Annotated in this window: 14 protein-coding genes; 7 read left to right on the top strand and 7 right to left on the bottom strand. The window is 54.2% G+C overall.

Annotated elements, in window-relative coordinates; all coding sequences use genetic code 11:
- Window positions 1–88 precede the first annotated feature (88 nt).
- Both SK33_RS16910 and SK33_RS16905 read left to right on the top strand, forming a co-directional pair.
- Window positions 89–1201 carry an MBL fold metallo-hydrolase gene (locus SK33_RS16910; protein WP_032948766.1) on the top strand — a complete coding sequence of 371 codons (1113 nt, stop codon included), beginning with the start codon at window positions 89–91 and terminating at the stop codon, window positions 1199–1201.
- 17 nt (window positions 1202–1218) lie between these two features.
- A complete protein-coding gene (locus tag SK33_RS16905; protein ID WP_003021996.1) occupies window positions 1219–1560 on the top strand; it encodes a RamA family antibiotic efflux transcriptional regulator in 342 nt (113 codons plus the stop codon).
- A 21-nt stretch (window positions 1561–1581) separates the two neighbouring features.
- Here the strand turns inward: SK33_RS16905 and SK33_RS16900 are convergent, their stop codons facing one another.
- The gene (locus SK33_RS16900; RefSeq protein WP_008784044.1) at window positions 1582–1830 is read right to left on the bottom strand and encodes a DUF1158 domain-containing protein; all 249 of its coding nucleotides are present in this window, start codon (window positions 1828–1830) and stop codon (window positions 1582–1584) included.
- Window positions 1831–1897: 67 nt separating this feature from the next.
- Complete coding sequence (locus SK33_RS16895) at window positions 1898–3016, bottom strand: YbdK family carboxylate-amine ligase (protein ID WP_048219393.1); 1119 nt, start codon at window positions 3014–3016, stop codon at window positions 1898–1900.
- A gap of 142 nt (window positions 3017–3158) precedes the next feature.
- Between SK33_RS16895 and SK33_RS16890 the strand changes: the two genes are divergently transcribed.
- A complete protein-coding gene (locus SK33_RS16890) occupies window positions 3159–3881 on the top strand; it encodes a GNAT family N-acetyltransferase (RefSeq protein WP_048219391.1) in 723 nt (240 codons plus the stop codon).
- Here the strand turns inward: SK33_RS16890 and entD are convergent.
- Window positions 3853–4506, bottom strand: coding sequence for an enterobactin synthase subunit EntD (gene entD / locus SK33_RS16885; protein ID WP_048219388.1), 654 nt, complete (start codon window positions 4504–4506; stop codon window positions 3853–3855). The genes SK33_RS16890 and entD overlap by 29 nt on opposite strands.
- Window positions 4507–4555: 49 nt before the next feature.
- Window positions 4556–6829 carry a TonB-dependent siderophore receptor gene (locus SK33_RS16880; protein ID WP_048219385.1) on the bottom strand — a complete coding sequence of 758 codons (2274 nt, stop codon included), beginning with the start codon at window positions 6827–6829 and terminating at the stop codon, window positions 4556–4558.
- A 253-nt stretch (window positions 6830–7082) separates the two neighbouring features.
- On the opposite strand from SK33_RS16880, the gene fes reads away from it, so the two are divergent.
- The 4 genes from fes to wzz(fepE) all read left to right on the top strand — a co-directional run bounded on the left by fes (window position 7083) and on the right by wzz(fepE) (window position 13798).
- A complete protein-coding gene (gene fes, locus SK33_RS16875; RefSeq protein ID WP_048219382.1) occupies window positions 7083–8300 on the top strand; it encodes an enterochelin esterase in 1218 nt (405 codons plus the stop codon).
- A 30-nt stretch (window positions 8301–8330) separates the two neighbouring features.
- Window positions 8331–8549: an MbtH family protein gene (locus SK33_RS16870; protein WP_003022015.1), complete on the top strand. Its 219-nt coding sequence runs from the start codon at window positions 8331–8333 to the stop codon at window positions 8547–8549.
- Window positions 8546–12436, top strand: a complete 3891-nt coding sequence (gene entF, locus SK33_RS16865) for an enterobactin non-ribosomal peptide synthetase EntF (RefSeq protein ID WP_048219379.1) — start codon at window positions 8546–8548, stop codon at window positions 12434–12436. The genes SK33_RS16870 and entF overlap by 4 nt, the downstream gene beginning before the upstream one ends.
- 228 nt (window positions 12437–12664) lie before the next feature.
- Entirely contained in the window at window positions 12665–13798 is a 1134-nt protein-coding gene (wzz(fepE), locus tag SK33_RS16860; protein ID WP_048219378.1) for an LPS O-antigen length regulator Wzz(fepE), read from the top strand.
- 46 nt (window positions 13799–13844) lie between these two features.
- Here the strand turns inward: wzz(fepE) and fepC are convergent, their stop codons facing one another.
- Genes fepC through fepD form a run of 3 tightly spaced genes read right to left on the bottom strand, consistent with a single transcriptional unit; the run spans window position 13845 to window position 16635 of the window.
- On the bottom strand, window positions 13845–14642 hold the full coding sequence (gene fepC, locus SK33_RS16855) for an iron-enterobactin ABC transporter ATP-binding protein (RefSeq protein ID WP_048219377.1): 798 nt from the start codon (window positions 14640–14642) through the stop codon (window positions 13845–13847).
- Window positions 14639–15631 carry an iron-enterobactin ABC transporter permease gene (gene fepG / locus SK33_RS16850; RefSeq protein ID WP_003022026.1) on the bottom strand — a complete coding sequence of 331 codons (993 nt, stop codon included), beginning with the start codon at window positions 15629–15631 and terminating at the stop codon, window positions 14639–14641. Before fepG ends, fepC begins: the two co-directional genes overlap by 4 nt.
- Window positions 15628–16635, bottom strand: coding sequence for a Fe(3+)-siderophore ABC transporter permease (gene fepD, locus SK33_RS16845; protein WP_003835646.1), 1008 nt, complete (start codon window positions 16633–16635; stop codon window positions 15628–15630). The genes fepG and fepD overlap by 4 nt, the downstream gene beginning before the upstream one ends.
- Window positions 16636–16738 lie beyond the last annotated feature (103 nt).

The raw sequence follows: 16738 nt of genomic DNA, 5'->3' as shown, positions 1-16738 counted from the left end.
TTCGATTTCTATAATGAGTGCTTACTCACTCATAATCAAGAGTCAGTCACGCAAACCAGCGGAAAGGGGGCGTGTTTAAGGTCAGGATATGAAGCGTCTCACAGTTTGTGTGGTTGTTATTATGCTCATTGGCGCAGCTGCAAGTTTACCGTTTTTACTCAATGCCGGGTTTGGTCAGGCACCGAAAGGGGCACAGCTGAGTCAGGTTGAACAGTCACCGCACTATCGTGATGGACAGTTTCATAACCAGGTGCCAACACCGGGCTATACCGGCAACAAAAGTATGCTGGCTGCCTGGTGGGAGTTTTTGGTCGCTAAGCGCGAAAATGCGCGGCCAGCACATCCGTTGCCATTGGTGGCGACCGATCTCGCCGGGTTATCTCCAGAGCAGGACACGCTTGTCTGGCTGGGTCACTCTTCGTGGTATTTGCAGCTGGCCGGTCAACGTATCCTGATCGATCCCGTGTTTAGCAACTATGCCGCACCGCTTTCATTCCTGAACAAAGCCTTTGCCGGTGATTATCCGTGGTCCGCACAGACGATGCCGGAGATCGATCTGCTTATTATCTCGCACGATCACTATGACCATCTGGATCTCGCCACGATCAAGGCGTTAATGCCGAAAATTAAGCGGGTGATTACGCCGCTTGGCGTAGGGTCACATCTGCGTTATTGGGGAATGCGCGGCGAGATAATCGACGAGATGGACTGGAATCAATCCATCAGAGTAACGGATTCGCTGATCGTTCATGCGTTGCCAGCCCGTCATTTTTCGGGGAGAGGCATCAAGCGCAATCAGACGCTATGGGCGAGTTTCATGTTTGAAACGCCGGAGCAGAACGTTTATTACAGCGGCGATTCCGGCTATGGGCCGCATTTTAAAGCCATCGGCGAGCAGTTTGGCTCGGTTGATTTGGCGATTATGGAGAACGGCCAGTATGACCATGACTGGAAGTTTATTCACATGATGCCGGAAGAGACGGCACAGGCTGCGGTCGATCTGCATGCGAAAGCCGTTCTACCAGGGCATGCAGGTCGTTTCGTTCTGGCGAAACATACCTGGGATGATCCTTACAAACGACTGGCGCTTGCAAGCCGTCGTTACAATTACCGATTGCTGACGCCAATGTTGGGTGAACCGGTAATACTGTCCGAACCGGACCAACTGTTTACGGCCTGGTGGCAACAGGTGACTCAATGAATACAGGGGAGAGCATGATGACGATTTCTGCTCAGGTAATTGATACGATTGTTGAATGGATTGATGATAATTTGAATCAACCATTGCGCATTGATGATATTGCACGCCATGCGGGATATTCAAAATGGCACCTGCAGCGTCTTTTTATGCAGTATAAAGGCGAAAGCCTCGGGCGTTACATTCGGGAACGTAAGCTGCTACTGGCCGCGCGCGATCTACGCGATACCGACCAGAAAGTGTACGACATCTGTTTGAAATACGGATTCGATTCGCAGCAGACCTTTACGCGTATTTTCACCCGTACGTTCAGCCAGCCGCCGGGCGCTTATCGCAAAGAAAATCATAGCCGAACGCATTAACAGCAAAAGGTTCTCGCGGGTCTAATCCGCCAGCGAGAACCAGCGCCGCCAGATGAAGCGCAGCACCAAATATTCAATCACACCCAGCAGTAAAAACCACAGACAAAACAGCAAAGTATAAAACTGATTGAGATCCATCAGATGAAAAATGGCGACGAGTTTTTGCGCCAGCACCAGGCCAAGCGAGGGGGCGGGCAGCAGCAGGCAAGACAAAAAAGCCAGTAGCAGGATCCCTGCTACGGTCATCAGTGATTCAAGCGGGTGTTTCATAACATTGTTAAACTTGAGTTAAAAAGCCATTGTCCGGGATCTCTGCGGGCAACGCAAATTCCCACGCTCAAAGCCCGGTCCAAATCTCACAATGTTTTTTCACCAGACCACTCAGTGACCCGCCTTCGGCGACGAAGTCACGCATGTTTTGTGCTTCATCATGATCATTTTTAACCTGCAGGTGTATAGCTTCAATCGCGCTGGCCGCGCCCACTTTATCCGCAGAGACCGCAACATTCTCCAGTAGTCGCAATGTGTCATCTGACAAGCGACAACCGTCGCCGGTATTGACGTCGGTGATGATTCCCGCCATACCAAAGCGACAGGCCTGAAAACGATTGAATTTATACAACAGGTAATCACGCTCCTGGTGCTTGAACGGCCGTTTGGTGAGTAACCAGTGGGCGGTAGCCTGAATAAGCCCTGCCATATTGACCGCATGATCAAGGGTCAGTGGCGTATCCATTACCCGAACCTCTACCGTGCCAAAGTGCGGGCTGGGACGGATATCCCAGTGTAAATCTTTAATACTATCAATCATGCTGGTGTAAGCCAGCCGACGGAATAGCCCCTCGAATTCTTGCCAGTTATTCACCCATGGCATCGGGCCATTATCGGGAAATCCGGAGAATATATTCAGTCGCGCGCAGGCAAACCGCGTGTCGGACGTCTGCATATAAGGTGAAACGGCAGAGAGCGCAATAAAATGCGGAACAAATCGCGACAGGCCGTGCAGAAGGTATATGGCATCGTCGCCGTTTGCGCAGCCGATATGCACATGCTGGCCAAATACCGTCGCCTGCTGAATGAGATAACCGAAATTTTCCAGGTTACGCCGATAGCGTTCGTCATCGCAGACTTCCTGACGTTGCCATTTTTGAAATGGATGCGTACCACCGCCACAAATGGCGAGGTGCTGCTCTGCAGCAACCCGCGTGATTATCTGCTGCATAGCGGATAATTCAGCACTCGCCTGGTCGATATTGCGACAAACTCCGGTCGCCATCTCCAGCATACTTTCCGTGATATCGTGCTTCACTTCTCCGGCGGTAAGCCGTGACTTTACGGCGTCAATCAGCCGGGAAGAATCCTGACTCAGGTCGTAGCCCGGAGGATTGACCACCTGCATTTCCAGTTCAATGCCTAACGTGAAAGGGTCAGAAACATGAAAATCGGGAAGTGGCATAAGACTCTCTTCAGCGTTGATTTTTAATCAGTATAGAAGGGCGGCTGATTTTCTGTTCGTTGTCAGATATTCCCTGGTGACGCTTTGAAGGTGAAATAGCTGGTGTTATAACTATTTTTTACTTTGCAACTGGGGTTGAATCGTGCCGGAAATAAATCTTTATGGGCAGACCGTCGGCGATGTTGTGCCGGACTGGAATGGCGCTGCCGTACTGCCACGGGAAACGCTTGTCGGTCAATATTGTCGACTGGTCCCTCTGGATGCCGACAGCCATGCCGCCGATCTGTTTGATGCCTACGCGCAGGCACCGGATGATCGCGACTGGACCTGGCTTGCAAGCTCTCGCCCCACAAGCGTTGAGGCTGCAGCTTGTTGGGTTGAGGGGAAATCCACTGATGCCTCTCTGGTTCCCTATGCCGTCATTGAGCAGCGTTTCGGACGTGCCGTTGGACTGGTGTGTTTTATGGCGATCGAACGAGAGCACGGTTCGGTCGAAATTGGTCATGTGACCTGGTCACCGCGCATGAAAAATACGGTACTTGGCACCGAAAGCATCTGGCTGCTGCTGCGCCAGGCGTTTGCGTTGGGTTATCGTCGCGTGGAGTGGAAATGCGACTCTCTGAACACGGCTTCGCGCCGGGCGGCGGAACGCCTTGGGTTTATCTTCGAAGGACGCTTTCGTCAGAAGATTGTGCGTAAGGGCCGCAATCGCGACAGCGACTGGTTATCGATGATTGACGGCGAATGGCCCCAGTGTGACGCCGTGTTACAGCGCTGGCTGGCGGCGGAGAACTTTGATGAACACGGGCGGCAACGCCGGTCAATGGCGGACTTTGTTACAAAGTCGCTTCACACAGAGTTATGATGTTTTCATCATGCTGAAACCAGCGAACATTAACTTCCTGCCCGGCGAGGTTTTGCGAAAATGACGGGGTGATTTGCACCGTTAAGTGTGTCGCTGTGAGTGCAACTATTTTGGCGCTGGCAAATCCCGGCAGCTCCGATGCCTGCGCGGAAAATGTTTTATACACGCTCTCTTTGGCGGAAAACGCCAAGGTTAAGGCGAGCGGAAAGGGAACCAAACTGAACTGTAAAAGCCGTTGTTCACAGTTATCGATAATACCGCCAGTCAGCTCAACTGCGGTTTGTGGCGTAAAAATAGCTTCTATATCCAGTCCGACGGGATGCGTCGATACCACCGCCAGCGCAGTTGACGTACTGTGGCTGATGCTGCCAAACAACTTTTGTGGCCACAGCGGTTGTCGCTGCCCGCCGATGCCAGGCACAGTTTTGATACCGTATTCACGTAATGCATGTACTGCGGCAATACGCCCCGCTAAGTGCTCAGCTTTACGCTTACGCCCACAGGATTGAAGCTGAGTATGGTGGGGGAGCCAGAACAGGTCGTGCTCTTGGAAGGTGTCGGGATCGAACTCGACAATGTGCAGCGTGTGGTCTGCGAAAGTGATCGTTGTGTGCGTTGTGTGCATCGTCGTTATTGTTTCCCTCTCCCCGTAGCGAGGAGAGGGAGAAACGTTATCAGAAGTGCGTGTTAACGCTCATGAACCACGTCCGGCCCGGTTCGTTATAGGTGTGCGCGCCAGCGCCCGCCATATAGTTCCCGGTTACAATATCGCCCGTGGTCTGGGCATTGCCTTCACGCCACAGACGTTTGTCGAAGACGTTATCCACGCCGCCAGTCAGGCTGACATTTTTCGTCACATCCCAGGTTGCGCTCAGGCCGACGATGCTGTACGGGCTGACTTCACTCGCCGAACTACCGGTTACCGGTTTACCCTGGTAATCGTATTTCTTCGGCTGCTGTTTACCGTACCAGGTGAAGGTTGATTGCAGCGATAAATCTTCACGCGCCTGCCAGCTCAGCGTTGAGTTCAGCGTGTATTCAGGAATAATCGACAAGCGCTCGCCGGTCTCTTTATTCTTACTTTGCAGCATGTAGGTAATGTTGTTGGTCCAGTTAACGGTTTCGCTAACCGGTACGTTCAACGTACCTTCCAGACCCTCAACCACTGCTTTAGGAATGTTTTCCCACTGATAGATATCAGTGTAAGTCGTCTTCCCTTTGCTGGTGATAGACGTTCTGTCGAACGGTACCGTACCCGCTTCAATCTTGTTGCGGTAATCGTTACGGAACCAGGTTACCCCGGCCAGCCAGCCGTCACGTTTGAACTCAAGACCAATCTCTTTGTTGATACTGGTTTCGGCCTTCAGGTCATCGTTGCCCATCATGTAGCAACCAATGCCCGTCGCGGAGCCGGTGGCGTAGCAACCCTGGCCTTTGCTGTACAGAATGTAGTTCGGGTTGAGCTGGTACAGGCTTGGTGCTTTATAGGCTCGCGCAATCCCCATCTTCAGCGTGAAGTCATCACCCAGACCCTGGGACAGGTTCAGAGATGGGCTCCAGTTGTCGCCAACGATGCTGTGGTGGTCGAAACGCAGACCCGGCGTCAACATGGTGCTGTCGGTCAGTTCCATGTTGTTTTCAGCAAACAGAGAGAAAATCTCCGCGTCTGAGTACGGGCTACGGTTGGTACTGCTCGAACCTGGAATATCACCGCCCATAAAGGTCTGTGAATTGGACAACATGTCCTTCATGCGTTGCTGGTTCCATTCGGTACCAAGCGTCAGGTTTTGGTTGACCAGCAGATCTAACGGAATGCTGACTTCACTGTGCAGCATGACGTCACTCAGGTCGGCGTCGAGATATTTTTGTGACGCATTCGGGTCGAAGATACCCTCAGTACCGCCCGCCAGACCTTCAGGCGTACGGGAGTTACGTGTATGTTCGTACTGCACCCAGTTGCTGGTGGTGACGCCGTTATCCCAGCCGCCATTCCAGGTCAGAGAGTAGTTCTGGCGGTAAAGACGGTTGGTCTCTTTCCCGTAGTTATCTTTCACCAGTTGGTTGGTGTTAGTGTTTTGAGTGTCGCCCGCATACAGGTTACCCTGACGGCTATAACCGGCTTCCAGTTCCAGTGACTGGAGTGGGGCGAAATCCCAGCGAACCACACCGTTAATGTCTTTGTTGATCACCCCTTCACGACCGGCTGGTAAGGTATTTGAATATGTGCCGGTACGTTCTGACTGATGACCCTGGTTGATGTCCCATGCGTCGGCCTGGGTTTTATCGAGATTACCGTACAGGCGGAAGCTGAAATCCCCACTCATTGGACCATTCAGGCTAAAGTTGGTGCGCTTGGTCGATCCTTCGTCTTTGTGTTCCGGGGCGTTGAAATAGGTATCCCAGGAACCGTGCCATTCATTGCTGCCTTTTTTGGTGATGATATTCACCACGCCGCCAGCTGCGCCATTGCCATAGCGTGCCGCGGCAGGACCGCGCAGCACTTCAATACGCTCAATCATTTCCGGTGGAACCCAGGCGGTATCGCCGCGGGTATCACGCTCGCCGCGCCAGCCCTGGCGTACGGAGTTACGGCTGGTAACCGGTTTACCGTCGATCAAAATCAGGGTGTTTTCTGGCCCCATGCCGCGAATATCGATCTGGCGGTTGTTGCCGCGCTGACCGCTGGTTGAGTTACCGGTCAGGTTAACGCCAGGCATGGTACGGATGATTTCCGACACATCGCGAGCGGGAGGGTTCTTACGAATTTCATCAGCGGTAATGGTTGAAACGCCCGGCGCCTGTAGGTTCTGCTGGGCGGCGGTAACGACGATGGTGTCTTCATGAGAGACAGCTACGCTATCGGTTTGATCTTCTGCCATTGCTGGCAGGGCTACCCCGTAAATCCCTAAATTGACCAATAAGGCCAGTGAATGAATCTTGTTGTTCATTGTATGTCCTGCTGTTCTTTTAGCCACGAGTACCAATGTGCCTCGGTGCGGCATTTGGTCTGATGTCGCCCGCATCTGCGTAAACTATCCATTCCAGAAAAAGTACGCAGCGCCAGGTCGGTTTATAAGTGGTGAAAAACTGTGCGCGCTTCCCACAGCGCGACAATACGCTATTGCAAATGCAAATAGTTATCAATAATATTATCAATATATTTCACGCTAGATCATAAAATTTCACAATAAACATGGGGTTATGGCGGTGACGACGTTAAAGATGGGAAGCGAGGCGTGGTGGCAGTCAAAAAAAGGCCCGGAGTGGGAGCGTGAAGACAACGGAAATTATCGTGTAACCTTCTGGTGGCGTGACCCGCAGGGAACGGAGAAAGAGTCAGCCATTCATCGCGTGTGGGTCTATATCACTGGCGTCACCGATCATCATCAAAACGCTACCCCTCAGTCGATGCAACGCATTGATGGAACAAATGTTTGGTGCTGGCGTGTTTCTCTCAGCGCCAACTGGCGCGGCAGCTACTGTTTTATCCCGACAACACGAAACGATATCTTTTCCTCGCTGGCGGTGGGCGCAGCGCCTGACCGAAGCGCACTGCGTGAAGGCTGGCGGCAATTGCTGCTGCAGGCCATTGCCGATCCCCTTAATCCGCAGAGCTGGCAGGGCGGTCGCGGTCATGCGGTGTCTGCGCTGGAAATGCCGGAGGCGCCCGTACAGCCCGGATGGGATCGACCTGAAAACCCCGATTCACCCGCAGTTTGCCTGCAATGGCGTAGCGCAAGGCTTGGTAATACGCGTCGCGTATGGGTATTTACCACCGGTGAGGCCCAAGCGGAATCTCGTCCGCTGGCTATCATGCTGGATGGGCAGTTTTGGGCACAGAGTATGCCGGTCTGGCCTGCGCTAACTTCACTTACGAATCGTGGACACCTTCCTCCTGCCGTTTATCTCCTGATTGATGCCATCGACACGACTCACCGTAGCCGCGAACTGCCGTGTAACGCGGATTTTTGGTTGGCGGTACAAGAGGAGCTGTTGCCGCTGGTGAAGACGACGACCGCATTCAGTGACGATCCGCAGCGTACTGTGGTCGCCGGGCAAAGTTTTGGCGGGTTGTCATCGCTGTATGCCGGGCTGAACTGGCCCGCGCGCTTTGGCTGTGTTCTTAGCCAGTCGGGCTCTTACTGGTGGCCGCATCGTGGTGGTGGTCAGGACGGAGCGATCGTCGAGCAACTGAAGACCGGGACCATCAGCGCTCAGGGACTGCGTATTGTCCTGGAAGCGGGGATCCGCGAGCCCATTATTTATCGCGCTAATCAGGCGTTATATGCCCAGTTACCTTCTGCACCACAGTCTATTTTCTGGCGTCAGGTTGATGGTGGACACGATGCGCTTTGCTGGCGCGGCGGTCTGATGCAAGGGCTAATGACGCTCTGGCAACCGCTTACCGACACGATTTAACCGGACGACGTTCCACGACAGGAGTTGAGTATGGAATTCAGTAACCCCTTCGATAATCCGCAGGGCCAGTTTTACATTCTGCAAAATCCCCAACGTCAGTTTAGCCTTTGGCCGCAGCAGTGTTCACTTCCTGCTGGTTGGCAAATTGCTTGCGAACCCCAATCCCAGGAAGCCTGCCAGCAATGGCTGGATGCAAACTGGACCACGCTGACGCCCGCGAACTATGTCGATATGCAGGAGGCTCCATGACTCAGCGTTTACCGTTAGTGGCGGCTCAGCCGGGGATCTGGATGGCGGAAAAACTCTCCACATTGCCCTCGGCGTGGAGCGTGGCGCACTACGTAGAATTAACCGGCGAACTGGACGCGTTGTTGCTGGCGAAAGCGGTTGTGGCGGGCCTGGAGCAGGCCGATACCTTGCGAATGCAGTTTAGCGAAGATAACGGCGAGGTCTGGCAATGGGTGGATCCTGCGCTCACTTTTGCGCAACCCGAAATCATCGATCTGCGCGAAAAATCCAACCCACATGAGGCGGCGCGTGCGTTGATGCAGGCAGACCTGCAGCAGGACATACGTGCTGACGGCAATAAGCCGCTGGTTTTTCACCAGCTTATACAGGTGGGAGATAAACGTTGGTATTGGTATCAGCGTTACCATCATTTGCTGGTCGATGGCTTCAGCTTCCCGGCCATTACCCGCCAGATAGCCGCAATCTATCGCGCATGGCTACATGGCGAGTCTACGCCAGACTCGCCTTTTACGCCGTTCGCCGAGGTGGTGGAAGAGTATCAACAGTACCGTCAAAGTGATGCCTGGCAACGGGACGGCGCCTTCTGGCGCGAGCAGCGAAAGCAACTCCCACCTCCTGCTTCGCTGTCGAACAATCCGTTGCCGGGACGCCCGGCCAGCGCGGATATTATTCGCATGAAGTTAACCGCGCCTGAAGGAGCGTTTCGCCGACTTGCGGCACGCATGCCTGACGTTCAGCGTGCGGATCTGGCTCTGGCGCTGGTGGCGTTGTGGCTGGGACGCTTATGCAGCCGAATGGATTATGCCGCCGGGTTTATCTTTATGCGGCGTATGGGCTCGGCGGCGTTGACGTCCACTGGACCGGTTTTAAACGTTCTGCCATTTGGTGTGAGGCTGGATGCGGCAGAAAGCTTGCCTGCGCTTGCACAACGACTGGCCGGGCAGTTGAAGAAAATGCGTCGGCATCAACGTTATGATGCCGAACAAATCGTTCGCGACAGCGGGCGTGCAGCCGGTGCAGAGCCGCTGTTTGGCCCGGTGCTGAATGTGAAAATATTCGACTATCATCTGAATATTCCCGGCGTTCAGGCGCAAACTCATACGCTGGCGACAGGACCGGTGAACGATCTTGAACTGGCGTTGTTCCCGGATGAAAACGGCGGGCTGAGTATTGAAATCCTGGCCAATAAACAGCGCTACGATGCAGAAACGCTGGCGCAGCATGCCTCGCGTTTAATCGGGCTTATCGAGCAGTTTGCTGACAATCCGTCGCTATGCTGCGGCGACGCCGGGATGCTGTTGCCTACAGAACATGAGCGGCTGGCGAAGATTAACGACACGACCGTGGAGATCCCGTTCACTACGCTTAGCGCACTGGTGACACAGCAGGCCGATAAAACGCCGGATGCCCCGGCGCTGGCCGATGCCCGTTATCAGTTTAGCTATCGCGAAATGCGCCAGCAGGTCGTGGCGCTGGCGAGCCTTCTGCGCGAACGCGGCGTCCGTCCTGGCGACAGCGTAGCTGTGGCATTACCGCGTTCTGTGTTCCTGACGCTGGCGCTGCACGGTATTGTGGAAGCCGGAGCCGCCTGGCTGCCGTTGGATACCGGATACCCGGACGATCGCCTGCGGATGATGCTCGAAGACGCGAAGCCAAAATTGTTGATAGCGACTGAAGAGCAACTGGCGCGTTTTAGCGATATCCCAGGGCTGGAAAGTCTCTGCTATGACTCGCCGCTGCCAGCAGAAGATGCTGCTCCGTTGGCGCTATCTCAACCCAATCATACGGCCTATATCATTTTTACTTCCGGTTCTACCGGTAGACCAAAAGGGGTGATGGTTGGGCAAACCGCCATCGTTAACCGTCTGCTGTGGATGCAAAATCACTATCCGCTGACCGCAGATGATGTGGTGGCGCAAAAAACGCCATGCAGTTTTGACGTCTCGGTATGGGAGTTTTTCTGGCCGTTTATTGCCGGGGCAAAACTGGTCATGGCAGAACCTGAAGCGCACCGCGATCCGCTGGCGATGCAACAGTTCTTTGCCCGTTATGGGGTGACGACCACGCACTTTGTCCCCTCTATGTTGGCCGCTTTTGTCGCTTCACTGACGCCGGAAACCGCGCGGGAGAGTTGTGCCTCTCTGAAACGGGTATTTTGCAGCGGCGAAGCCTTGCCAGCCGATTTATGCCGTGAGTGGGAGCAGTTGACTCATGCGCCACTGCACAATTTGTACGGACCAACGGAAGCTGCGGTCGATGTGAGCTGGTATCCGGCCTGGGGAGAAGATCTCGCTGCCGTAACCGGCAACAGCGTACCGATTGGCTATCCGGTTTGGAATACCGGTTTACGCATTCTGGATGCCATGATGCGCCCGGTGCCTTTCGGCGTAGCGGGCGACCTGTATCTGACGGGGATCCAACTGGCGCAAGGCTATCTGGGGCGTCCGGATCTGACGGCGAGCCGCTTTATCGCCGATCCGTTTAACGTCGGTGAACGTATGTACCGTACCGGAGATGTGGCGCGCTGGCTGGAAAATGGCGCGGTGGAATACCTCGGGCGCAGCGATGACCAGCTTAAAATTCGTGGACAGCGCATTGAGCTCGGCGAGATTGACCGGGTGATGCAGCAGTTGCCTGATGTCGAGCATGCCGTTGCCCATGCCTGCGTATTCAACCAGGCTGCGGCGACAGGCGGCGATGCGCGTCAACTTGTGGGGTATCTGGTGTCGCAATCGGGTTTGCCGCTGGATACGGCTGTGTTGCGGGAACGTCTGCGCGAAAAACTGCCTGCGCACATGGTTCCGACGGTATTGTTACAACTGGCGGAGTTGCCGCTTAGCGCGAACGGTAAACTGGATCGTAAAGCGCTACCGATGCCGCAGTTGACGTCGCGTGTTTCCGGGCGTGCACCGCGATCAGGGACTGAGACCACCATCGCGCAGTCTTTTGCGGCCTTGCTGGATTGTGAGGTGAATGATGTAGAGGCTGATTTCTTTGCGCTTGGTGGGCATTCGCTGCTGGCGATGAAGCTGGCAGCGCAGTTGAGCCGCATTTTTGAGCGTCAGGTGACGCCCGGGCAGATTATGGTGGCTTCCACCGTGGAACAACTGAGCGCATTGCTGGAGAGCAATGATGATGAACAGTCGCAGCGTCTGGGATTCGAGACGCTATTGCCACTGCGTGAAAGTCACGGCCCAACGTTGTTCTGCTTCCATCCGGCGTCGGGTTTTGCCTGGCAGTTTAGCGTGCTGTCGCGTTATCTCAGCCCTCAGTGGTCGATTATGGGTATTCAGTCGCCACGACCGGATGGCCCGATGCAAACGGCGGAAAATCTCGACTCGGTATGCGAACATCACCTGGCAACGCTGCTCAGTCAACAACCTCACGGACCTTACTATTTATTAGGTTATTCGCTGGGCGGCACGCTGGCACAGGGGATCGCCGCGCGCTTACATGCCAGAGGAGAGATGGTTGCATTCCTCGGGCTGTTGGATACCTGGCCGCCAGAGACGCAAAACTGGCAAGAAAAAGAGGCCAATGGGCTGGATCCAGCGGTGCTGGCGGAGATCGAGCGTGAACGCGAAGCCTTTCTGGCGGCGCAGCAGGGGAATGCGTCAGAGGCCTTATTTAACGCTATCGAAGGCAACTACGCCGATGCGGTTCGCCTGCTCACCACGGCGCACAGCGTGCCGTTTGCAGGTCACGCCACGCTGTTCGTTGCTGAGCGTACCTTAGTGCCGGGTGTCAGCCCTGAACGTAGCTGGGCCCCGTGGATATCCAGTCTGGATGTTTACCGCCACGACTGCGCGCATGTTGATATTATTTCCCCCACCGCGTTTGAGGCGATAGGACCTGTAATAAATACGCTGATTAATAAATCTGTGTAACAAGACGAATATTGCAGTCGCGGTGATCGAACAGCTCCACAATGTAAAAAATATGTTGTGGAGTTGTTGTTTTTGTGCGGTGCGAGGTGATGAAAGGGGTGAATAAATTCCGAATATAATTTTTGGTAGGGCGACAAGCGCAAAGAGTGTTTCGGATAATTCTGACTAGCTGGTAGACTTCTCCCACAGGAATGTTTTTCTTTTAGGAAAGTTTTCAGGTCACGCAACATGTCATCATTAAATATTAAGCAAGATAACGTTTCGGAATTTACTGGCTATCCTCAGCCAGCGGCAAACGCAAATGAAATCGATTTAGTGAACCTAATCGAAATCTTATGGCGAGCAAGAACGAAAATTATAGCGACCGTTTTCGCCTTTGCTTGTGCGGGTATTCTGGTATCTTTCCTGCTTCCGCAAAAATGGACCAGTCAGGCAATCGTGACCCCCGCAGAACCGGTTCAGTGGCAGAGTCTCGAGAATACGTTGACCAAATTGCGCGTGCTGGATATGGATATTAGCGTTAGCCGTGGTGATGTGTTTAACCTGTTTATCAAAAAATTCCAGTCGCCTTCATTGTTAGAAGAATATCTGCGCTCTTCACCTTACGTGATGGATCAATTGAAAGGCGCTGATATCGACGAAATGGAGTTGCATCAGGCAATTGTCAGGCTTAGTGAGAAAATGAAAGCGGTTGATACTAACCTGGGTAAGAAGAACGAAACTTCGCTGTATACCTCATGGACGCTGAGTTTTACCGCACCTCATGCCGAAGAAGCTCAGTCTGTGCTGAAGGGATATATCCAGTATATTTCTGATATTGTAGTGAAAGAAACGCTGGAAGATATTCGCAATAAACTGTCGATCAAAACCAGCTTCGAGAAAGAAAGGCTGGAGATGGATCGCGTCAGGCTCAAGAACCAGCTGGAAGCAAATATCCAGCGACTGAACTACTCGCTGGAGATTGCCAATGCCGCCGGGATTAAAAAGCCGGTCTACAGTAATGGTCAGGCGGTGAAGGATGATCCCGATTTCTCTATTTCACTGGGTGCTGACGGCATCGAACGTAAATTAGAAATAGAAAAATCAGTAACGGATGTTGCTGAAATTAACGGTGAATTACGTAATCGGCAGTATCACGTTGAGCAACTGTTAGCGATGAATGTGAGCGACGTAAAATTCACACCGTTTAAATATCAACTTACGCCTTCGCTGCCGGTGAAAAAAGATGGCCCGGCTAAATCAATGATCGTTATTCTGGCCGCATTACTGGGTGGAATGGTGGCGTGTGGTGGCGTTTTGCTGAACTATGCTATGGTGTCGCGTAAGCAAAAAATGACGTTTATTGATCAGCAACTGGTGTGATGAATTGTCGTATGGCGGCAAGCCAGCCGCCTTACGATAACGCGTGTTATTTGCTGCGTCCAAGCGGCACTACTAACGGCGTTCCGGCAACTGGATCGTCGATAATCATACAGCGCAGTCCATAGATTTTTTCAATAAGCTGCGCGGTGACGATCTCCTTCGGTGCTCCCTCGGCAATAATTTTTCCGTCTCGCAGCGCAATCAGATGCGTCCCATAGCGACAGGCCTGATTCAGGTCGTGCAAAACGGCGGCCAGCGTGTAGCCTTTTTCCCGGTTTAACTCACTCAGCAGTTCCAGCAGATCGATCTGATGACTGATATCCAGCCAGGTGGTGGGTTCATCAAGCAGCATAATCGACGTTTCCTGCGCCAGCACCATCGCAATCCATGCGCGTTGACGTTGTCCGCCGGAAAGGGTATCCACACTTTGTGATGCCAGGTGGGTGATACCCGTCGCCTGCATGGCGTTTGAGACCGCAATTTCATCCTCTTGCCGCCAGCGGGTAAACAGTGGCTGGTGCGGATAGCGCCCGCGGGCAACCAGCTCCTGTACCGTAATATCTCCCGGCGTGGTGGCGTTTTGCGCCAGCAAACCTATTCTTCGGGCGACTTCCTTGCTGGCATAGTGTTGAATATGTTCGCCGTCGAGCCAGACCTTGCCGTTCGCGGGCGTCATCAGGCGACTAAGCGTGCGCAGCAATGTCGATTTCCCGCAGCCATTTGGCCCGATAATCGCGGTGAAGTGACCGTCGGGAATCGACACATTGAGGTTTTCCGCCACGGTAAACTTGCCATAACCCAGCGTTAACTGGTCGCCACGCAAACGGGCTACTGATTCGGTCATTTTTTGCGGGACTCCTGAATTAACAAGACGATAAGATAAATACCGCCGAGGCTTACGGTGACAACGCCCACCGGAAGCTGATAAGGCATAAACAGCTGTTGGGCGCATAAATCCGCCATCAGCAGCAGCAACGCGCCGCACAGCGCTGACAGGGTTAATCCCCAGCGCGATGTGCCGCTTATACGTCGCGCGATATGCGGCGCGACAAGGGCAATAAACGAGATAGGACCCGCCAGCGCGGTGGCGGCAGCGGTCAGTACAACCGCAACCAGCATCATCATCAGACGCGAGCGCTCAACGCTGACACCAAGCGCACAGGCGCTGTCATCACCCATTTCCAGTAAGCGCATCCGGCGTACCAGCAATGTGGCGCATACCAGCATGATGATAATCAGCGGGGCAGACGGCCAGGTTTTGGCCCAGGTCAGGCCATTGAGCGATCCAGCGTTCCACAGTCCGGCCGTTAGCGCGGTTTCTAATGATGCTTTCAGCAGTAGCCAGGTGTTGAACGCCACCAGCATGGCGCGTATGCCGATACCAATAATAATTAGCCGGAAGGTGTCGATCCCATTGCGCCAGGCGAGCGCCCAGACCACCAGAGAAGTCAGGATCCCACCGAGCATGGCCGCCAGCGCGATCGCGGTAAGATGCTGTCCGAACAGCACCATTGCCACCAGCACACCGCTCCAGGCACCGGTATTAAAGCCCATCACATCCGGGCTACCCAGCGGGTTACGCATCAGCGACTGGAATATTGCGCCGCTCACGCCGAGCGCTGCGCCAATCAATAGCGCCATGAGCACGCGTGGCAAACGCCATTCGGTCACCACCAGGGTAATACTGCGCGGCGCATCGCCGAGCAGGGCGGCAATAATTTGCTGGGTTTCCAGCGTAACAACGCCGCTACGCAGGCTCCATAAACCAATGACGAGACAACCTGCAACCAGCAGCAGGCTGCTGATTATCAGGCGGCGGGAGAGGTGCATCATGCGCCACCCCCGCGCGATTTACGGCGTACCAGAAAGATAAGCACCGGCGCGCCGATGAAAGCGCTGACCACCGACACGCGCAGCTCGCCGGGAACAATCAGGCGACCGATGATATCGGCAATCAGTAACAGAGAAGGGGTTGCCAGCAGGGTGACGGGCAGTGACCAGCGGTGATCCGCCCCCACCAGCCAGCGCGCCATGTGAGGTATCATCAGGCCGATAAAGGCGATAGGACCGACAATCGCGGTCGCGCTGCCGCACAGTACGGTAATAACCAGCAGGCCAATAAACTGTGTGCGAGCGACTTTACTACCAAGCGCGGTAGCTGTGTCGCTCCCGAGGCTCAGGCTATTCAGGGCGCGACTGAGGAACAGTGCGACAGCCGCGGCAATCAGTACTGGTACCAATACCACCTTCAGCGTTTGCAGGCTGCGGATATCCAGTGAGCCAGCTTGCCAGAAACGCAACTGATCGTAAACGTCCGGGTTGAGCAGTGCGATGCCGGTGGATAATCCTTCCAGCACCGCGCCCAGGGCAACGCCCGCCAGCGTCAGACGTACCGGGCTTAACTGCCCACCGCCCTGACTACCGGTAAAAGCTACGATCAGCGACGCAGCCAGAGCACCGCAAAAGGCCATCAGCAGTTGCTCTTGCGCAGAGGAAAAGCCGAACAGCGCGGCGCCCAGCACAATGGCGAAGCTGGCACCGGAGTTGACACCCAGAATGCCGGGATCGGCGAGAGGGTTACGCGTGAGCGTTTGCATTAATGCGCCAGCCAGGCCCAGCGCACCACCGGCGAGCAGCCCCGCCAGCGTGCGTGGGAGTCGCGCGTCAAGCACGATGGTGCAATCAGCGCTTTGACAACTGCCGGTGAGCGCATCCAGCACCACGGAGGCAGGTAGCGACTTGGCGCCAATAACCAGACTTAATACCGTGGTCAGAACAAGTAATAACAATAGTCCGGGCACGGCGAAGGCGCGTGTCGCGGAAACAGAGCATGACATATCAACTTCCCTGATAATGATAGTAATTATCGTTATCGATCTTATTTGGATATGTTAGCATGTGCAGCCATCGAATGGATATTGAAAAAGTACCTGGTAAGGC

Origin of the sequence: Citrobacter sp. MGH103, assembly GCF_001034475.2 — a bacterium.
Lineage (GTDB): Bacteria > Pseudomonadota > Gammaproteobacteria > Enterobacterales > Enterobacteriaceae > Citrobacter > Citrobacter freundii.
This window is presented reverse-complemented; position numbering and strand designations above follow the sequence as displayed.